22 protein-coding genes are annotated in these 18,726 nt (G+C 58.7%); 1 reads left to right on the forward strand and 21 read right to left on the reverse strand.

Annotated features, from left to right (window positions below):
- Positions 1 to 9 precede the first annotated feature (9 nt).
- The 14 genes from Q0837_RS07355 to Q0837_RS07420 all read right to left on the reverse strand — a co-directional run bounded on the left by Q0837_RS07355 (position 10) and on the right by Q0837_RS07420 (position 11,365).
- Positions 10 to 408 (reverse strand): RidA family protein, encoded by a 399-nt coding sequence (locus Q0837_RS07355; RefSeq protein ID WP_298467007.1) that lies wholly within the window; start codon positions 406 to 408, stop codon positions 10 to 12.
- Positions 409 to 451: 43 nt separating this feature from the next.
- Positions 452 to 967 carry a hypothetical protein gene (locus Q0837_RS07360; protein WP_298467010.1) on the reverse strand — a complete coding sequence of 172 codons (516 nt, stop codon included), beginning with the start codon at positions 965 to 967 and terminating at the stop codon, positions 452 to 454.
- A gap of 103 nt (positions 968 to 1,070) precedes the next feature.
- On the reverse strand, positions 1,071 to 1,988 hold the full coding sequence (locus Q0837_RS07365; protein ID WP_298467013.1) for a DUF4019 domain-containing protein: 918 nt from the start codon (positions 1,986 to 1,988) through the stop codon (positions 1,071 to 1,073).
- The gene (gene rimK / locus Q0837_RS07370) at positions 1,988 to 2,893 is read right to left on the reverse strand and encodes a 30S ribosomal protein S6--L-glutamate ligase (RefSeq protein ID WP_298467015.1); all 906 of its coding nucleotides are present in this window, start codon (positions 2,891 to 2,893) and stop codon (positions 1,988 to 1,990) included. The genes Q0837_RS07365 and rimK overlap by 1 nt, the downstream gene beginning before the upstream one ends.
- A gap of 10 nt (positions 2,894 to 2,903) precedes the next feature.
- Complete coding sequence (locus Q0837_RS07375) at positions 2,904 to 3,371, reverse strand: RimK/LysX family protein (protein ID WP_298467018.1); 468 nt, start codon at positions 3,369 to 3,371, stop codon at positions 2,904 to 2,906.
- Positions 3,368 to 4,411, reverse strand: coding sequence for a YncE family protein (locus Q0837_RS07380; RefSeq protein WP_298467021.1), 1,044 nt, complete (start codon positions 4,409 to 4,411; stop codon positions 3,368 to 3,370). Before Q0837_RS07380 ends, Q0837_RS07375 begins: the two co-directional genes overlap by 4 nt.
- 1 nt (position 4,412) lies before the next feature.
- Positions 4,413 to 6,263: a M2 family metallopeptidase gene (locus Q0837_RS07385; protein WP_298467023.1), complete on the reverse strand. Its 1,851-nt coding sequence runs from the start codon at positions 6,261 to 6,263 to the stop codon at positions 4,413 to 4,415.
- An 80-nt stretch (positions 6,264 to 6,343) separates the two neighbouring features.
- A complete protein-coding gene (locus tag Q0837_RS07390; RefSeq protein ID WP_298467026.1) occupies positions 6,344 to 6,859 on the reverse strand; it encodes a hypothetical protein in 516 nt (171 codons plus the stop codon).
- Positions 6,856 to 7,614, reverse strand: a complete 759-nt coding sequence (locus tag Q0837_RS07395) for an alpha/beta fold hydrolase (protein WP_298467028.1) — start codon at positions 7,612 to 7,614, stop codon at positions 6,856 to 6,858. The genes Q0837_RS07390 and Q0837_RS07395 overlap by 4 nt, the downstream gene beginning before the upstream one ends.
- Positions 7,611 to 8,054, reverse strand: a complete 444-nt coding sequence (locus Q0837_RS07400) for a GFA family protein (RefSeq protein ID WP_298467031.1) — start codon at positions 8,052 to 8,054, stop codon at positions 7,611 to 7,613. The genes Q0837_RS07395 and Q0837_RS07400 overlap by 4 nt, the downstream gene beginning before the upstream one ends.
- On the reverse strand, positions 8,051 to 8,701 hold the full coding sequence (locus Q0837_RS07405) for a 2-hydroxychromene-2-carboxylate isomerase (RefSeq protein ID WP_298467033.1): 651 nt from the start codon (positions 8,699 to 8,701) through the stop codon (positions 8,051 to 8,053). The genes Q0837_RS07400 and Q0837_RS07405 overlap by 4 nt, the downstream gene beginning before the upstream one ends.
- A gap of 13 nt (positions 8,702 to 8,714) precedes the next feature.
- Positions 8,715 to 9,314, reverse strand: a complete 600-nt coding sequence (locus Q0837_RS07410) for an aspartate-semialdehyde dehydrogenase (protein WP_298467036.1) — start codon at positions 9,312 to 9,314, stop codon at positions 8,715 to 8,717.
- Positions 9,311 to 10,336: a hypothetical protein gene (locus Q0837_RS07415; protein ID WP_298467038.1), complete on the reverse strand. Its 1,026-nt coding sequence runs from the start codon at positions 10,334 to 10,336 to the stop codon at positions 9,311 to 9,313. Before Q0837_RS07415 ends, Q0837_RS07410 begins: the two co-directional genes overlap by 4 nt.
- Before the next feature lie 3 nt (positions 10,337 to 10,339).
- A complete protein-coding gene (locus tag Q0837_RS07420; protein ID WP_298467040.1) occupies positions 10,340 to 11,365 on the reverse strand; it encodes an aspartate-semialdehyde dehydrogenase in 1,026 nt (341 codons plus the stop codon).
- Between the two features lie 80 nt (positions 11,366 to 11,445).
- On the opposite strand from Q0837_RS07420, the gene Q0837_RS07425 reads away from it, so the two are divergent.
- On the forward strand, positions 11,446 to 12,306 hold the full coding sequence (locus tag Q0837_RS07425; protein WP_298467043.1) for an alpha/beta hydrolase: 861 nt from the start codon (positions 11,446 to 11,448) through the stop codon (positions 12,304 to 12,306).
- A gap of 1 nt (position 12,307) precedes the next feature.
- Here Q0837_RS07425 and Q0837_RS07430 read toward each other — a convergent pair whose 3' ends face one another.
- From Q0837_RS07430 to Q0837_RS07460, 7 genes are all read right to left on the reverse strand, one after another.
- On the reverse strand, positions 12,308 to 14,581 hold the full coding sequence (locus Q0837_RS07430) for a DPP IV N-terminal domain-containing protein (protein ID WP_298467045.1): 2,274 nt from the start codon (positions 14,579 to 14,581) through the stop codon (positions 12,308 to 12,310).
- A gap of 123 nt (positions 14,582 to 14,704) precedes the next feature.
- Positions 14,705 to 15,073 carry a 50S ribosomal protein L19 gene (rplS, locus tag Q0837_RS07435; protein ID WP_298467048.1) on the reverse strand — a complete coding sequence of 123 codons (369 nt, stop codon included), beginning with the start codon at positions 15,071 to 15,073 and terminating at the stop codon, positions 14,705 to 14,707.
- Positions 15,070 to 15,927, reverse strand: a complete 858-nt coding sequence (gene trmD / locus Q0837_RS07440; RefSeq protein WP_298467051.1) for a tRNA (guanosine(37)-N1)-methyltransferase TrmD — start codon at positions 15,925 to 15,927, stop codon at positions 15,070 to 15,072. The genes rplS and trmD overlap by 4 nt, the downstream gene beginning before the upstream one ends.
- Positions 15,928 to 16,057: 130 nt before the next feature.
- Complete coding sequence (locus Q0837_RS07445; protein ID WP_298467054.1) at positions 16,058 to 16,375, reverse strand: hypothetical protein; 318 nt, start codon at positions 16,373 to 16,375, stop codon at positions 16,058 to 16,060.
- Positions 16,369 to 17,316 carry a carbon-nitrogen hydrolase family protein gene (locus tag Q0837_RS07450; RefSeq protein ID WP_298467057.1) on the reverse strand — a complete coding sequence of 316 codons (948 nt, stop codon included), beginning with the start codon at positions 17,314 to 17,316 and terminating at the stop codon, positions 16,369 to 16,371. Before Q0837_RS07450 ends, Q0837_RS07445 begins: the two co-directional genes overlap by 7 nt.
- A 22-nt stretch (positions 17,317 to 17,338) precedes the next feature.
- Positions 17,339 to 18,166, reverse strand: coding sequence for a TIGR04222 domain-containing membrane protein (locus Q0837_RS07455; protein ID WP_298467060.1), 828 nt, complete (start codon positions 18,164 to 18,166; stop codon positions 17,339 to 17,341).
- Positions 18,166 to 18,723: a hypothetical protein gene (locus Q0837_RS07460; protein WP_298467063.1), complete on the reverse strand. Its 558-nt coding sequence runs from the start codon at positions 18,721 to 18,723 to the stop codon at positions 18,166 to 18,168. The genes Q0837_RS07455 and Q0837_RS07460 overlap by 1 nt, the downstream gene beginning before the upstream one ends.
- Positions 18,724 to 18,726 lie beyond the last annotated feature (3 nt).

Below are 18,726 nucleotides of genomic sequence, written 5' to 3' on the forward strand. Positions count from 1 at the left end.
CTAGCAACCTCAGGCGACCGCAGTCGCCTCCAGCTCGATCATGATGTCGGGATCGTACAGCCTTGAGACACCGAGCAGAGTCGCCGCAATCTGCGCACCAGCTTCACCGTGGATCGGCATGATCTGATCCGCTCCTGCCATGAAGGCATCTACATCGGTGGTGTAGAAGTTAAGCCGAACAAGATTGGCCGGCGTCATGCCCGCTGCCTTAAGCGCGTCTACTACATTGGCCCAAGCCGCCTTATACTGCGCGACAATATCGCCGGGATGCATAGGGGATCCATCGGCTGCTGAAGCCGTCTGGCCAGACAGATACAACGTGCGTGAACCGCCGGTTACTTCCACTGCATGGTGGAGACCGAAACCCTGTAGCCACGGCGTTGGATTATGCGTTTTCACATCCATCATACACTCCTCTTCGCGGTGCGAGGCGACCGCATGATTTCTAACGTCAGCGCCCGCTCTCACTGAACGCCGTCAGCTCATTGCGCAGCTTGCCTAACTCCTGACCGAACACCAGAATCTGCGCCTGCGCGTTGGCGTAACTGACGCCGTAGATCGCGTTGATGTAACCCTGCAGCACCACCGTGCCATCCTCGACGCGGTAGACTTTTCCATTGGGGTTCAGGTCATTGTAGCGGTTGAGCAGCTGGTCGAGCTCCCCGAGGCTGCGTTGATCGTTGCGGGTGAACACAGCGATCATCAGCAGGCCCGCGCATCCAGTTTCGGCTGCGCAGGCGCGGGGCGACAGAGTGAAATTGACCCCGCCGTCTGCGCTTACACGGTAGATTTTCTCGCCGTTCGGTCCGCCTTCAATATCCCAGCTCGTGCCTACATCGAGCAGCAGCCGCGAAATGGTGGAATCGTTGAACTGAGTGACAACCTGCTGCTGACTCTGCGCCTGAGCGGGCGCAGCGAGCAAACTCACCGCACACAGTAGTCCAAGCAAACCCCCGATAATCTTCATTCTTCCGTCCTTGATATGCGCTGCTCCACCCTTGCAGCTTCTTATCTCTTTCTGTCCGAAAACCGCTTAACGAGTTGGATCGGCCACGTCACGTTGCGCGGAGCTATTGTTCAGTCGTTACCGGAATGAAGCCATTGGCCAAGGCCATCTCTTCGAACAATCCATCACACAGCCGCTTCTCAGCTTCACAAAGCAGGCCCATCGACATTTCCGAAGTCTCGGGACCGGTCGATTCGACCCACCTCTTAAGAACGCTCGGATGGGTGGGGTCACCAAGAGGTGAGAACGACCAAACCGCGAGGTTGGTTTTGTCAGCAATGATCGTCCACCCCCGCTCTAGTTTGGTCTCCACGTCGCTCCGATTCACTAGACTCGCTTTGGCTTCGGCGAAGCTTGAAAATTCGATACCGTCTGAAATCGTATCGGGAAGCTCTGGTGGCTGATAGTTGGGGCAGCCACGAGCGACAATGCGCCAGACAAGCTCCATTTGCAGAGGCGAACTGGTCTGCGCGATTGATGCCGCCGTCTGATTTTCAAGAACCGATTGCTGAGTGCGAGCGATGACGAAGCTATCAGCATCGGGCGCCTTGTGCAGGATCATGTATCCGCAGTGACGATCAACCTTGGTAAAGCGCGCCGTCATATCGAGCGCAACGTAGATGCCCGGCTTGGGCGTGTTCGACGCATCCTTTGTCCAGGTGATTTTGGTGATCTCGCGTGAGACCGTGCGTCCCCAGTTTTGTCTTGCAGTGCGTTCCTGCTCCTCAAATCTATCCAATGGGAGCATTCCCTGTAGCCCCGAGCCCATCATTGAATGCGCTACGCCATAGTCTTGAGCATCGAGCAGTCGGAAATATCGTTCGAACGCTTCCTTTGCCTGATCCTCTAGTTCTTCACTCGGAATCCAGCCTGCTGTCGATCCAGCCGTGATATTTACCTCGCGAGAGGCATCCTGCGCGTACGAAGAGGCCGAAGAAAGAAGGGCCAGAAACCCAACACAAATTCCGATGAGCTTTCGCATCACCCCTTCCCCTTCGTCTTGGTCGCTCCCGGTTTGGCATTGCCTTCGATAAACTGGATGATTTGGCCAGCCACGTCTTTTCCGGTCGCGTTCTCGATGCCTTCGAGCCCCGGTGAGGAATTGACCTCCATGATGACCGGTCCGTGATTGCTGCGTAGCAGATCGACGCCGCAGACATTGAGGCCCATGGCTTTCGCCGCGCGCACTGCGGTCGAACGCTCCTCGGGCGTGATCTTGATCAGCTCGGCAGTGCCGCCGCGGTGGAGGTTGGAACGAAATTCGCCCTCTGCACCCTGGCGCTTCATTGCGGCAACCACCTTACCGCCCACTACGAGGCAGCGAATGTCGGACCCGCCTGCTTCCTTGATGAATTCCTGCACCATGATGTTTACATTGGCGCCGCGAAACGCCTCAATGATCGACGCTCCACCTTTCAACGTCTCTGCGAGCACCACGCCGATCCCCTGCGTTCCTTCGAGCAGTTTGATGACCACCGGCGGTCCGTTCACCGCCTTGATGATCTCCTCGGCCTGTTTCGGATCGTTGGCATAAGCAGTCAGCGGCAGGCCGAGACCGTACTTTGCCATGATCTGGGTTGAGCGCAGTTTGTCCCGGCTCCGGCCGATCGCGACACTCTCATTCAGCGACCAGACCCCGCCCATTTCGAACTGCCGCAGAACGGCGAGCCCGTAATTGGTGATCGACGCCCCGATCCGCGGAATGACCGCTTCGTAACCACTCAGCGTTTCGCCCCTATACATCACTGTCGGTCGGTGGCTGGCGATGTTCACGGTGCAGCGGGTGGTGTTGAGAATATCGAGTGTGTGCCCGCGTTCCTCCGCCGCTTCGACGAGGCGCTTGTGCGAATACAGGTTCGGATTGCGCGCCAGCATTGCGATTTTCATTTCGAGATCCTCATGATTTGTGGCTCTTCGCCGACTTTATGCCGGGCGTTTGAAGCCACGAATGTCCGCTATCGACGAGAAAACGGCGGCGTAGCGAGGACCGACCGATCAGCATGGGAAACTTCATCTCCGAACGATCTGCGAGGCTGATTTCGGCGCGGAATTGGGTTTGCCCTATCAGCAGCGGTGTCTTGATGACATAGCGTCGCTGGGTGTCGCCATTCGAGCTGGTGATGCCGCGTATGTCGACATGAACGGCTTCACAGACATGCCGTTCCCCATCCCAATCGACCGCAAAGCGCACAAAGCTCTGGCCATCGCGCCCAATCTCTTCAATCACTTCGCCGTGCAGCGAGGATGTGCGCGCACCGCTGTCGATCTTGGCGGGGATGCCCGACAGTCCAAGGTCAGGCAGGTCGACCAACTCGCGCCACCCAACACTCGGCAAATTGGCGGCGGCGCGAGCCGATTGGCTCATTCAGCACCAACCGGCTGCAGAATTGCTAGCCCGTCCCCACCTTCGCCAACTTCCAGACGGCGCAGCACCTCACCGCTTTGATAATCGACTTCAGCAACCGTATTGCTGGCTGTTTCAGCCACATAGATCCGTTCGCCATTGTCAGACCAAAGGATAGTGACCTGAAAACTCTGCTCTGCTTCGTCCGGACTGGAAACCGCAATGCTGCGAACGACTTTGGCCGTTTCCAGATCGATCACGGTAAGGCCGCCATCGCGAAGATCGGACGTGATGGCGACATCGCCCTGAGGGCGAACCAGAAGACGCAGCGGGAAGCGGCCTGTCTCAACCGTCTCGCGCACTTCCATCGTCGTTGGGTCAAGCGCGAATGCCTGATCGGAACCTCGGGCGGACACCCACAATGTCTTGCCGTCTGGAGTTAGAGAGATACCCTCCGGCTCCTCCCCGACCGTCACCGATAGTGGTTCTGCATCCCCTGTCAGATCGACGCGGGTGACTGTCTTCGATGATAGGTCAGTAGTCCACGCGGCGCTTTCGTCAGGGGCTACTGCGAGCATATGGCTGCCCTCTTTGCCGGTCTTGAACTCATCCTTGCGACCGATTGGCTCCTCGACATTCGACAAGCGAAAGATCGATTGGCGTCCCTCCGCCGTCACATAGAGATTGCCGCTCGGCATCCAGACAATGCCATGCGGCGCGGCGCGTTCGCCAAGCTCCACCGAGACGATTTTTTCGAGCCCGGCGGTTTGCAGTATATCGACTGTCGTGCTGCCATAGCAGGCGACTGCCAGCAGACTTCCATCCGGTGAAAGCGCCAGTTCGTGCGGCGTGTCGCATGTGGGGACGCGCTGGATCTCCGTACCAGTCTGGAGATCCACGACAGATAGATCGTTCCCGCGCTTATTGGTCACGTAGAGAGTTGACCGGGGCGGATTGGCGTCCGGATCTGGGAGTAGATCGTCCATGTCCTCTGCCGAGCATCCTGCGGATGCCATGAGCATGACGGGAGCCAATCCCAGCCCGATCCGACGTACAGCCATATTACCAGCCTGCTTCCTGGCCTTCGTTCTGCTCTTCAAGCCAGTCCATAAGCGGGGCGAAGTATTCGACCATCGCTTTGCCTGACATCTGCCGCTCACCGGTGAAGGCTTCGAGAGCATCGGGCCATGGCTTCGAGGCACCCATTTCGAGCATTGCGTTAAGGTTCGTACCGACTTCCTCGTTGCCGTAGATCGAGCAGCGGTGCAGCGGCCCTTCCCATCCGGCGGTATCGCACGCGGCCTTGAAGAACTGGAACTGCAGGATCCGCGCAAGGAAGTAGCGGGTGTAAGGAACATTGCCCGGAATGTGGTACTTCGCGCCCGCATCGAAGTTCTCTTCGCTGCGCTCGACCGGTGGGACGATGCCCTGATACTCTGTGCGCAGGTCTGTCCATGCGGCGTTGGCATTGGCCATATCGGTCGAGCCATCGAACAGGCTCCAGCGATAGCGATCGACCAGCAAGCCGAATGGCAGGAATGCAACCTTGTCCATCGCCTGACGCAGCAGCAGACCGATATCCTTGTCGGCGTTCGGCACCTGCTCCGGCTTAAGCATGTCGATCTGCACAAGGTATTCCGGCGTGATCGACAGCGCGATCATGTCGCCGATGGCTTCGTGAAAACCATCATTCGCACCGGTCAGGTGCAGCAGGTCCTGCTGGTTGTAGGCGCGCTGATAGTAATTGTGGCCAAGCTCGTGGTGGATGGTGATGAAATCATCCGCGTTCGGCTTGATGCACATCTTGATGCGCAGGTCGTCGATATTGTCGATGTTCCACGCGCTAGCATGGCACACCACTTCGCGGTCGCGCGGCTTCACGAACTGGCTGCGCTCCCAAAACGTTTCGGGCAGCGGCTCAAAGCCGAGCGAGGAGAAAAACTGCTCGCCGACCTTGGTCATTCCGATTGCGTCGAGTTCCTTCTCCGCGATCAGCTCGGTCAGGTCATAGCCGATATCGCCTGCGCCTTCCGGAGCGACCAACGGGTAGATATTGCCCCATTCCTGCGCCCACATATTGCCGAGCAGATCGGCGCGGATCGTGCCGGTGGCGGGCTGCACGTCGTCGCCATGCTTTTCATTGAGCTTGCGACGGACATAGGTGTGCAGCGCGACATAAAGCGGCTTCACTTCCTGCCACATACGCTCCGTTTCAGCGGCAAATGCATCAGGGTCCATATCATAGTTGGAGCGCCACATTGCACCGAGATCGTTGAAGCCAAGTTCCTTCGCGCCGTCATTCGCGATACCGACCATCTTGGCATAGTCGCCGCGCATCGGAGCGCCGACATTGTTGTGCCAGCTCTCCCACATTTCAGCGAGTTCGGCTGGTGTACGTTCGATGTTGCCCATTTCGGCTTCGATATCGGAGCCGTTGATTTCCTCACCATTGAGCGTACCCCGCCCCTGACCGTAATCGGAGCCAAGCTTGGTGGCGATTTCGGAAAGCTCGGCGGCTGCTCCGTCACGCGATGGCGCCGGCATCACAATCCCGTTGCGCAGCATATCGAGCTTGCGCGCGGTCTCCGCATCCAGCCCTTCGATCCGGGCGTATTTCGCAGCTTCGTTCGCGTAGTTCACCGTCTTGAGCGTGAATTCTGCGCCGAACTGCGCAGCTAGCGAGTTGCTGTCATGGTTGAGGTTGGTCTGGTTCAGCCATGAAACATGGCTGTAAGTCTTCGAAAATGAATTGAGATCGGCTTCGACCTCCTCGACCCAGGCTTTTGCATCTTCTGCCGTGAGCGCTTCGGCTTCGGTGGAACCATGGGCGCCATGTCCATCAGCGAAAGCGGGCGTTGGCGCGGCCGCGAGCGAAATGGCAAGCGCAGACAGCGCGGTTGTGGCGAATTTCATAGGAGCGATCCTCGATTATCGAACAGTGAATTTTGCGACAAATTAGATGTGTAGCGGATTGAACCTGCAACCGCGCTGAATCAAGCGTGCGGCCCGGAAATTCTACGAACGACAAGCGCGATGATCACGCCGAGAAAGCTCGCAACCCACGCGACAATCTTGATCGGTTGCATGAAGGCCGCCGTCCCGGCCATCCAGTTACTGCCCTGATCTTGGACCAGTTGAACGAATTGCAGACCGGTCTCGACATAGTCCGTGACGCAGAAGATCACGGCAGCGATCGCAATTTGATGTCCGATCAGAACAACCGCGAAATTGCCGATCCGGGCGAAACTACGTCCTGCACGCCAAGCACCCAGACTGTAGATGCCAATGAAGACCAGGTCGCCAGCCATCGCGATCATTGCAAGCCAGCGTAGACCCGCTTGCTTCCACGCCGCCTGGATCGTGTCTACTTGAGCAGCAGTTGCAGCAGCCTGATGGTCGACAATTCCGTAAGGTGTGTCGGCGTCCAAGGTTGCACCGAGCGCGATGACGATAGCAAAGGCCAGCAGACCCCAAAGCCAGATGCGAAGATCGACCTTTTCTGCCGTCATGGCACGCTCAGAAATTCGACGATGGCAGCACCCAGTTCCGGCTTGGTCGCGCTGTCGAGATGCGCGCCCGGAATCTCTTGATAGGTAGCATTGGGCAGCGTCTCGGCGAGGTCGGTGGCTGAGCCGTTGTCCTGATCATCCACACCGCATGCCACCAGTGTTGGCATGGTAACGTTCGCCAATGAAGCCAGATCGAGGTCACCCATCGCATCAAGCAGCAACCGTGCAGCCGTGCGATTCACGCCCTGCGATTTGAGGAATTGCCGTGAGTAATAGGCCGGATCGTCGCGCGTGATGGTGTCGAACTCGTCGATCACGCGCTTGAAGAATGCAGCGCGCTTTTGCCATTCGCTGAGCCCCGATACGCCCATCCCAGCAACCACCAGCTTGCGCGGTGTCAGCACCTGTGTCGCCACCGCATGGAGCGAAGTGCGCGCGCCAAGCGAGAAGCCGACCAAATCGAACTCTCCTTCACCCAGCCCGAGATAATCGACCAGAGCCGCCGTATCGCGAACCAAGACTCCTGCTGGATAAGATGCGGGATCAGTTGGCGAGGCGCTCCGCCCATGCACCCGAAAATCGAGCATCACCGCCTCAAACCCCGCTTCCGCGAGGCGCTCTGCATGGCCCCATTTGATCCAGTTCATATCGGCGTTGGAGAAGAGGCCGTGAAGCAGGATAACAGGCGGGCCCTCGCCCATGCGATGCAGAGCAAGTTCCGTGCCGTCGAAGCTCGTGAAGGTCTCGGTCTTCATTCCGGACCGCTCAACACTTGCACCCATTCCTCTTGGTTATCCGGCTGCGTCTCCAAGTGCGGCACACCTTTAGGCAGTACAACCCAATCTTGCCTGCTCTTGATCCAGATATGCGCGACCGGCGCGAGTTCGGATGCATTGTCGAGCGACCCGCCCTTAACCGTTACCAAGCCAGGCCGATTGGCACCTGCATGATAGAGTCGCGTCCCGCATTGAAGGCAGAAATGGCAGTCGGTGTGCGATCCGCTGTCGGTCGGACGGCGCCACATGCCCAGTTCGCCTTCAATCGCGAGGCTCGCAGCGAAAACGGGAACGGAAATGCCGAAGGCGCTGGCCGACTGTTTCTGACACTCGCGGCAATGGCAGGCGTAGCAGGTCAGCGTATCCGCCTCGATACGATACCGCACTGCGCCGCATTGGCATCCCCCGGTGAAACTCACTGTTTCACCATCCCTTTTTGCTCCATCCGCCACTTGGCCATTGCGACCCGGTCCTGTCCGAAGAAGGGTTCGCCTTCGAACACCAGTGTCGGCACGCCCCAATGGCCTGCCGCTTCGAGCGCCGCTTGATTTTCAGCGATCTCAGCATCGAGTGCATCGGCATCGGTTTCGACCTCCGCCTCTAATTCGGCGATATCCAACCCTGCGCGGTCTGCTGCCCCGGCGAGGTGATCGCCTTCGTTCCAGCCATCTACCTCGCCCGAGAAGATGATTTTCGAGGCCTCATCGGCGAACGCCAGACCTTTGCCGCGCCGAGTGGCTGCCTGCCCCATCCTGCCAATGCGATAGATGTGCGGCTGATCCTTGGCGATTTCTCGCGTCGTCAGGTCCTGCACCACTGGATCAGGTCGCGGCCAGCGAAACGGGATGCCCAGCATCTGCGCGGAGCGAAACGAATCCATCAGGATGTAGCGCGGAGCCGCAGGATTGCCTGTGAACAGAATATCGGGATCGCGAATGGCAATTGGCCAGACTGTGCGCAGTGCAATGTCGAGGTCGTATTCCTCGGCCATCGCGCGATATCGGCCCACAGCCAAATATGAATAAGGCGAACGAAAACTGAAATACAAATCGGCTTTGAGCGTCATTTTGTGGGCCTTGCTATCTGAAGAAACACTGCGTGCCGGCGTAGAGCATCGAGACCTGCTCGCTTTCGAGGAACCCGCCGATCTTGTCACCCAGGGAGAATTCGCCGTCGAGCGTGCTTTCCTCGATCAGGTCGAACCCATCCGCTGCCTCAGCTTCCGCCTGAGGTGCGCCCAGTTGAAGATCGCCAACCAACGAAATCTCTGCCTGGGCCGGTGGGTCACCATCCAATGGCAAGCGCCAGAACCATCCGACCATTGATCCTTCCATGAAACTGACCGTCAGACCCGCACCATAGTCGGTAAACTCGATGGCGCCCGCTCCGCACTCACGGTTGATCCCGCTGCCGGTTGGTTCTCCCAGAACGCTCTCCAGTGCGGTTTCGACCTCAATCTTGCCCGCAGCAAAGTAGAACGCCTCCGGCCCTGCGCTCAGCCCCTCTCCGTTCAGCGCCACAGCACCCGCCTCAGCTTCGGCGGATGGCGGCCGCAAGGTCTGTTGCTCGGTCGGTGTAGGAACGTTGCCGCTATCGCAGGCCGCGAGGCCGAGCATCGCCGCCAATATCAAACCCAAACGCATGCTGCTGCCCCTGTCATGCTCAATAACGAAATTCATTCTTGTCTAAGCCATGGCGTGCGCAAGCTCCAGAAAATGATGTCCACATTGAGCTTGGACACCGCGTAGTCTTCAAACTCGGCGCGAGTGAACTTCTTGCCAGTCTGCGGGTTGGTGTAAGTCAGCGTCGGTCCTTGAACCGCCATTGCAACGACCGGCAGTTCATCGCCTACACTCTCAAAGAACGGATAGGCGTTCTTCTCTTGCGCCCTTCGATAGGGAATGATGTCAGGCCCGCCCATGCCAACACCTTCGGCCTGTCCGAATTCGAACAGGCGGCTCATATATTCGCGGTCATTGTCCCATTCGCATGGCCAGAAGTTGACGTACTGAACCACAAGCGAGCGCTCGAAGGCCGCCTTCGCCGCTCGCAGATTGCCCATCTCGGCATCGAAGTAGGTATCGCAGGTGAACCCGTCTGGAGCGCCTTCTCCGGTTTGAACCTCGATTGCGGTCTCAGGCAAGTTCATGCCGTAAATGCGGCCGTCGAAGCGCTCACCAAGAGCCGCCAGCAGTGCCTGAAACCGCGCGCGCAGTTCAGGGTTCCATTGCGCCGCGACCCAACCGGAGCCCTTCGCTGCGCCTTCGCCCGCATTGTCTTCCTGTCGGACCAGACCGCCGCCATATTTCGGCTCTTCGAGGATGTAGTCGGGCAGGTAACGGCTCTCTGGCAGGAAAAACCGATCCTGGACTTGAACGAACAGCTTCTTGCCGAGCTTATCGGCCAGCGCCAGTTCGCGCTCGATCTTCTCGAATTGATACTCGCCCTCGCGCGGCTCGACCCTGCGCCAGTTGTAGATGACTTGTGCCCCGTCGATGTCTTCGCGCGAAAGCAGGTCTTCGTGCTTGGCAAGCTCTGCCCCGCCAATGAAGATGAATTGCTGGAGGCCGTCTTCGACAACCTGCTGCGAGCGCTCGGATTCTGGTATTGGCTCAGGGGCCTGTGCGCATGCCGCGGCGCTTTGAAGAAACAGGCCCGACAAAAGCAACCGGATCGATCCTGTCAGCAGCTTTGGCGGCATACATTATCCCTTTTTCAAATGCCTCCGCCCCAGAAGCTCTGCGATCTGCACCGCGTTGAGCGCTGCACCTTTTCGAAGATTGTCCGAAACGCACCACAATGTCAGCCCGTTTTCGACAGTCGGATCTTCACGCACGCGGCTGATGTATGTCGCGCCGTCGCCAGCACTCTCGACCGGGGTCACGTAGCCACCGTCTTCGCGCTTATCGACCAGCATGATGCCTGGCGCCTCGCGCAGAATTTCCATCGCCTGATCAGCGGATAGCTCACTCTCGAACTCGATATTCACCGCTTCGGCGTGTCCGACGAATACCGGCACCCGCACACATGTGGCGTTGAGCTTGATCTTGGGGTCGAGGATCTTCTTGGTCTCGACCATCATCTTCCATTCTTCCTTGGTCGAACCATCATCCAGGAAGACATCGATATGCGGGATCACGTTGAAGGCGATCTGCTTAGTGAACTTGGCCGGTTCTACGCTGTCGCCAACGAAAATCGCGCGGCTCTGTTCGAACAGCTCATCCATGCCGGCTTTGCCTGCGCCAGAGACCGACTGGTAGGTCGAGACCACAACACGTTTGATCGTCGCAGCATCGTGCAGCGGCTTAAGAGCCACTACGAGCTGTGCCGTCGAGCAGTTCGGGTTCGCGATGATGTTGCGCGCGGTGTAGCCGTCGATTGCATCCGGGTTCACCTCCGGTACGATCAAAGGAACGTCCGGCTCCATCCGGTAAAGCGATGAATTGTCGATCACCACGCAGCCTGCTGCTGCTGCCTTTGGCGCGTATTCCTTGGCCGGGCCGGAACCCGCCGAAAAGAGCGCAATGTCCCAGCCGGCCCAGTCGAAATGTTCGATATTCTGGCATTTGAGCATTTTGCCGGTGTCGCCGAATTCAACTTCGGTTCCTTGTGATCGGCTGCTCGCAACCGCTGCGATCTCGTCGCACGGGAACTCACGCTCGGCCAGAACCTGCATCATTTCGCGTCCGACATTGCCGGTCGCTCCGACAATCGCCACCCGGTAACCCACTTCACATTCTCCAACTCGAATTCAATTGCGCGCTTCGCTTACGGCACTAGCGTGGCTTGGCAAGCGGAAAGGCTGTTGGAATGGATACGCAGGATTGGCGGGCGAAAGCCAAGTATTTCGACTTTCAGGGGAACCAGATTGCCTATTGGACCGGCGAGAATACGAATGCGAAACCGCTATTGCTGGTTCATGGCTTTCCGACCTGCGCGTGGGACTGGGTGCCGGTGTGGGATACGTTGGGCGCGCAGTACCATTTGATCGCCTGCGATATGTTGGGATTTGGACTTTCGGACAAACCCCGCTCAGGATACTCGATCCATCGTCAGACCGATGTGCAAGAAGCCATGTTGGAGTATCTTGGCGTCACCAAATTCGATGCTCTTGTGCATGATTATGGCGTATCGGTCGGACAAGAACTGCTCGCGCGCCAGCAAGAGGGCCCAAGCGCATCCGACCTTGGCCAGATGGTGTTCCTAAACGGCGGCATCTTTCCCGACCAGCACCGCCCCGTTCTGATGCAAAAGGTCGGCGTTTCGCCCTTTGGCTTTCTCCTTGGGTTAGTGAACAATCGCAATCTTTTCGGCAAAAGTTTCTCACAAGTCTTCGGCCCTCAGACCAAACCCAGCGAGCGTGAGCTCGATCAGTTCTGGGAGTTCATCGCACATAATGGCGGCCACCGGATCATGCACAAGCTGCTTCACTACATCGCGGATCGCCGTAAACATGAGGCCCGCTGGGAAGCCGCTCTGGTCCGCACACAGGACAAGATCGGCCTGATCAACGGTGCGCTCGATCCGGTGTCAGGCAAGCACGCCTATGACAAATGGCGCGAGGTTGTGCCTACTGCACGGCATCACCTGATCGAAACCGTCGGTCATTACCCACAGGTCGAAGCGCCTGATGAGGTCGCGGCAAAGGCATTGGAGTGGCTTGCCAGCTAGCTCACTCCGGCGGTGTCACCCCATTCGCCTCCAGGAAGCGGAAGATCGTGTTCCACATATGCGGTGAGATGTTCTCGCCCGCTACGCGGTGCGTGTAGCCGGGGTAGAGCATCATTTCGAACGGCACATTGCCTTCCTGCAGAACGCTGATCAGCTCTGATGAGTTCTCGAACACCACATTGTCGTCCGCCATGCCGTGGATCAGCAACAATGGATCACTGATCTTGGTCGCATCGGGAATCGCGCTGGCTGCGTCATAAGCGTCCTGAACTTTGCGCGGGTCGCCCATGAAACGTTCGGTGTAGTGCGTGTCGTAGAGCTCCCACTTGGTCACCGGAGCGCCGGAAATCCCCGCCGCGTAAAGACCGGGATCGGCCTGCATCTGCTTCAGCGTCATATAGCCGCCATAGGACCAGCCATAGAGCGCGATCTTGTCCGGATCGACGAAATCGAGCGTCTTGAGGAACTCCGCGCCTTTCTTCTGATCTCGCACTTCTACCCCGCCCATGGCGCGGTAAAGTGGCTGCTCGAAATCGACGCCGCGATTGGCCGTCCCGCGATTGTCGAGCGCGAAGTAGATGTAGCCCTTGTCGACAATCGCCTGAGCCAGCGCACCATCCCATCCGCCATCAACGATCTGCGGACCGGGGCCGGAATAATGATAGTAGAACACCGGATACTTTTTGCCTGGTTCAATCTGCGGCTTGAGCATCATGTAATGTAGCTCGGTGCCGTCCTCGGCTTCGATCGTCCCATATTCGGGCGACACATGGCTGAGCAGGTACGGCGTGTAAGGGTGATCCTCGTCGAGCGCGTTCTCCTCGACCCAGGTGACCCGCTGGCCATTGCGCGCCGCGAGATAGCTTTGCGTCGGCTGATCGGGCTTGGAACGGCTGACGAGTAGCAGCTTGCCTGCGCCGTCCATCACTGCGCTGTTGGTGTAATCATCATCTGTGAGTTGGGCCGGCTCTGCAGAGCCATCGAGCATCCCACGATAAATCTGCTGGGTCAGGACGTCCTTGGTCGCGCGGTAGTAGAACTCACCTTCCGCCTCGTTCACGCCGACCAGCTCGGTCGTTGGAGAGGTGCCACTGGTGAGTGGAGTCCAACTCCACTCCATAATTTTGGAATCTGCCGGGACGTGCACCCCTCTCAATGGGCCCAGATCGTACTTGTAGAAATGGCCATAGCCATCGCGTTCCGACCACCACAGTAAGCTTCCATCTTTGAGGAACCTGTAATTGTCGGATAGATTGATCCAGTAGTCTTCACGTGCGGCGTTCTCGGTGAACCACACAAGGCTCTCACCTGTCGCCGGGTCGACGCGAAGCATATCCATAACAGTCTGCTCGCGATTCTGTCGCTGGACATAGATCGCACTGCCGTCTGGCGCCCAATCGACCCGAGCGATGTAGATATCGGTATCCAGACCGAGGTCGATCTGAACCTTGTTCGCGCCATCGGGGTCCATCACAATCAGTTCGACAATCGCGTTGTCACTGCCCGCGACCGGATAGCGCTGATCGAACACCTTAGTCCCGGTTGCACCGATCGCCGCACGGGTGACGATGCCGACCGGACTTTCATCGGTGCGCTGAACTACTAAGCGGCTGTCGTCGGGCGACCACCAATAACCGGTCAGCCTGCCCATTTCTTCCTGCGCAACGAACTCGGCCTCGCCCCAGCGGATTGTGTCCGCTTCCTTGGGAGTGATCGGAGCTGCTTCCGCCCCCACTTCGCCGACCCACAATTGCCAATCTCGAACAAAGGAAACATAGCGGCCCTTGCTCGACAGTTTGGGATTGAGCTCGCTTTCCTCAGTGTCGGTGAGGCGCGTGACCGCACCGTCCAACTTCGCGAGGTAGAGGTCACCATCCAGCGGCACGAGCACTCCGGTGCCATCGCTCAGCCACTGGTAGCTGATGATGCCTTTGAGGTTGCCGACACGCGCACGCTCGCGCTGCATCTTCTCGTCTTCGGAGAGCTCGCGTCCGCTGCCGAGTGCCTCGCTGTCGACCAGCATGCTCCAGCTCTGAGTCTCGATGTCGAAACCCCAGAGGTCGTACCGCTCGCGATCATCGTCGCGGTTGCGCAGCAGGGTCAGGTACCGGCCATCGGGCGACAGCTTGGCCTGGCGCGGCGCCGGGCCGTTCAGGGATGGCGAGGCAAAGACGCGCTCGAAGGTGAGTTCTGGTTCGCTGGTCACGGTGTGATCGTCCGCAAATGTTGGGCTGGATAGAAGAACCGCAGCGGCGGCAAACATGGCTAAGCGCATTTCAATGACGGCCCCTGAATTGTGGTCAGGACGCTCCTCGCAATGACGAGGGAGAATGGCAAGAGGCCAACGAAAAAGGGCGGCCCCGGAGGACCGCCCTTTCGAATTCGCTGACAAGAGCGCTTAGCTCTTTGGCGCGTTGTCCCGACGCTCGGCGATACGCGCACGCTTACCGGTGCGGCCACGCAGATAGTACAGCTTCGCGCGGCGCACGACACCGCGGCGAACCACGGTGATGCTGTCGACGATCGGCGCGTAAAGCGGGAACACACGTTCCACGCCTTCACCAAAGCTGATTTTGCGGACGGTGAAGTTGGAGCCCATGCCGCGGTTCGAACGCGCGATTACGACGCCTTCGAAGTTCTGGACACGCTCGCGGTTGCCTTCCTTCACCTTCACGCCGACGCGAACGGTGTCGCCCGCGCGGAATTCTGGAATCTCTTTTTCAACCTTGCCGATTTCTTCGGCTTCGATTTGCTGGATCAGGTTCACTGGTCCGTTTCCTTCGTTTCTCGCCGCGCGCCAGAGGCAGACTGGACCGGAGCGCCACTATAGCGTTCCCATAGATCCGGCCTGCGTAACCGAGTGTCGGTCTCCGCCTGAGCTTTTCGCCAAGCGGCTACCTTCGCATGATCCCCCGATCGCAGCACTTCAGGGATCGTGCGCCCTTCCCATTCTTGAGGTCGGGTATACTGCGGGTACTCGAGCAAGCCGTCTTCGAACGACTCTTCGTGCCCCGACAAGGCCGCGCCCATTACGCCGGGAAGCAGCCGAATGCAAGCATCAAGTATAGCCAGAGCCGCCGGTTCGCCGCCTGAAAGGACGATATCTGCGAGGCTTACCTGCTCAATCTCGGGCCGCGCTTCGAACAGGCGCTCGTCGAAGCCCTCGAACCGGCCGCAGATGAGGGTAACGCCGGGACCGGATGCGATTGCGCGGATACGCTCCTGAGTAATCGGCTTCCCGCGCGGGGTCATTGCTAACACTGGCACAACACCCGCTCGTCCTGAGCTTGTCGAAGGACTGTTTTGCTTTTCTGCACCCTCTGGTGAAGTGAAGGGCGATGCTTCGGAGTCGAAGACGGCGCGCGGCGCCACCGGCTCAGCATGAGCGGGGTGGACCGAGTCCAAAGCCGCCGCCAGCACATCGCACTTGAGCACCATCCCCGCCCCGCCCCCTGCGGGCGTGTCGTCAACCGTGCGATGCCTGTCAGTCGCAAACTCGCGCGGGTTTACGGTCGCACAAGACCAGTCCCCCCGCTCAAGCGCCTTGCCCGCCAGCGAAGCGCCCAGCGGCCCGGGAAACATCTCCGGGTAGAGCGTGAGGATGGTGGCGGCGAAGGTCATAGCTTAACTCAAAATTCCCGCTCGTCCTGAGCTTGTCGAAGGATCGTTCTTCCCCGAAGCACCGCCGAAAGAAGTGATGTGCAATCCTTCGACAAGCTCAGGATGAGCGGTTTTGTATTTGCGGCGAAGGTCATTGTGCGGACGTAACAAAACGGAGGTAAAGCCATTCAACCAATGCAAACGACCAATAACCAAACGTGGTGCCCCAACCAAAAATGACGAGTAACAATAGGCCAATCCCATCGACGATGCCATTTTCAAAAGTCGCATCATAAACAAATGGGATAAGAAGCGCTAAAGGCACAGCACCAACTGAACTAATGAGCATCCCTCGAAAAACACCATAAGCTTTCGTTCTTCCACGAAGAAGATAAGGTGCGCTCATCAAAGTGAAGCCGAACGGCGATAGAAAGATTGCCCACCAGACCCAGTTCGGAAGGTCTACCAATTCACACCATCCTTTGCTCGCGTATCAACACTAAGCTCAAACACATCAGGCCGCGAGTAGTGGCCATCGGTGTCGAGGCTTGCCAGGTTCTGCCCGATCTCGCTCAAATCTAACGCGGCGCGGAGAATTTCTTCATCCTCACCCGCTTGCGCGACCACCCGCGCATCCGGTGCTACGATCATTGAGCCTCCGCGGTTGAGCACATCGCTCTCGATGGCGTCAAATAGCTCCTTGGCCTCAGCCGAGCCGCCGACATTCTCCAGTCCCTCGAACAAGTCCGCCTTTGTCTGCACCAGCCCCGCCGCAAGCACAAAGCACCGCCCCTCCATCGCGTAATGCCGCGAGGCCAAAGCATATTCCTCGCGCACTGTCGGCCATGCCGCCACATGCACGCTCTCGCCGAGATTGTGCATCGCCGCGCGGGCAAGCGGCATCCAGTGTTCCCAGCAAATCAGGTTGCCTGCTCGGCCCCATTCGGCCTGATGCACGCCGAGGGTCGAGCCATCGCCGCGCATCCAGATCAGGCGCTCACCATGTGTCGGCACCAGCTTGCGGTGATCAAGCGGCGCTTCGCCCGGACGGAACAGCAACTGGTTGTTGTAAAGGCTCTGCCGCACCCGCTCATGCGCGCCGAGCGAGATGCATGCGCCGCTCTCGTCGCACAGCTCCTGCAAAGGCAGCAGCCGCTCGTCGCCGGGGACAATCGCATTATCGAGCATGATCTGGTGGCACGCTTTCGTGCCCGGATGGTCCCACAAGGCTGCTCCGGGCGACTCGTCGAGCCACAGCGGATAACCACCCAAGAAGGTCTCGCCAAAGGCAACAAACTGCGCACCGCCCTCAATAGCTTCGCGGGCAAGCCGAATGGCTTTTTCGATACCTCCGCTGAAGTCGAGCGGGATTGGAGCGGCTTGGCAGATTGCGACGTTGAGCTGGGTCATGCGCGCCGCTTAGGAGGCTTCGTTACCCCCCGCAACCTCCACAACCACCGCCACCGCACCCCCCGCCGCCGCAACCGCCATCGTTGCTGCCGGAGCCACCATTCCCACCGCTCTGCAGCTGTGTCATGGCGTGTACCGGCTCCCACGGTGTTCCGACCAGCACTCCGGTGCCAAATAGCGCGACAGCAAAGCCAACTTCACTTGCTGCAGGGGCGCGGCGCAAACGGCTCGACCGCTCTTCCAGCACCTTCAGCGCTTCGTTGCCCGCCCGTGTTCGCGGATTGAACTTGTAGAACCGCACGAGGGCGAAGACGGCAGTGGCCAGCAGCAACGCAACGAGGAAACCGGTTGGTTCGCCCAACGCAGAACCGGCCTGCACACGGTAGAGCCCCAGAACCACCAGCGCGATGTAAGGCAGGATCGAGAGAACCCGCAGTTCGAACCGCTGTCCCTGGTCGAGCAATAGCCCGCGCTCAGTCAACTGCGCTTCAACCCTGCGCGCATAGTTGTGGAGCGTGCTCTTGAAGTGCGAGAATCTGAGCGCGCCAATCTCTGCCAGAACCGCGCGACCAGCCTCTCCAACCTCAAAGTTCTTGCGCACAACCCGCAGCTTGCCGCGCTTCTCTTCCTCGAACGCGCCTTGTGCAAAGAGATCGGTCAGGATCGCGGTTGTGTGCCTAACCTTTCCGCCGGAGAGGAAGGCGGTTTCCTCCATTCCCTTCGGCTCGTCTGGGCGACCATCCCTGCGAAGCACTGCCGGCATCCAGATGCTGGCAAAGATGCTGGTGATCAGCATCACGAGATAGAACGCGACAAAATCGAATCCCGTGTAAGATGAGAATATCTGCACTATGCCATCCCTCCGAGCAGCCACCCGACAATAAACGCAGCCACCGTAATCGCCAAAGCGGTGAGCGCGGCCTGTCCCCGGGTGAGGATCATCGTGTCTTCAGGATTGACCCGAATTCCTTTCGGATCGGTCAAAAAGCGTCTGTTCGCGTCAGGCCAGATTTCGGTTGGCGGTGCCTCTCCGAACGCTTCCTCATAGGCTTTGAGGGTGGCAGCATACTGATCATAGTAGCGCTCCCGTTCGATTTGCCCGCCAGCGGTTGGGCCGTGATGCAAGTCTGACCCCAAAACTCTTGGGCAGAACACTTGCCAGTAATCACGGCTATAAGTGAGGTGCAGATGCCACGCCTGATCGACCGCATCAGACGGCGTGACTTCACTGCCAGCGGTGATCGCAAGGTAGCAGAAGCGCTTGTATTCGAGGATGATGCGCTGAGAGTGGTCGGCGCTCCAGCGGTTTTCGCGCGCGAGACGGTCTGCGAAAGTCAGGCTGGCATCGAGCGGACCGATTTCATGCTGCTGAAGCCGTTGCCAGAGGTCGTTCTGTAGAGCGCTCACGCA

It is taken from the genome of uncultured Erythrobacter sp., from assembly GCF_947499705.1.
GTDB lineage: Bacteria > Pseudomonadota > Alphaproteobacteria > Sphingomonadales > Sphingomonadaceae > Erythrobacter.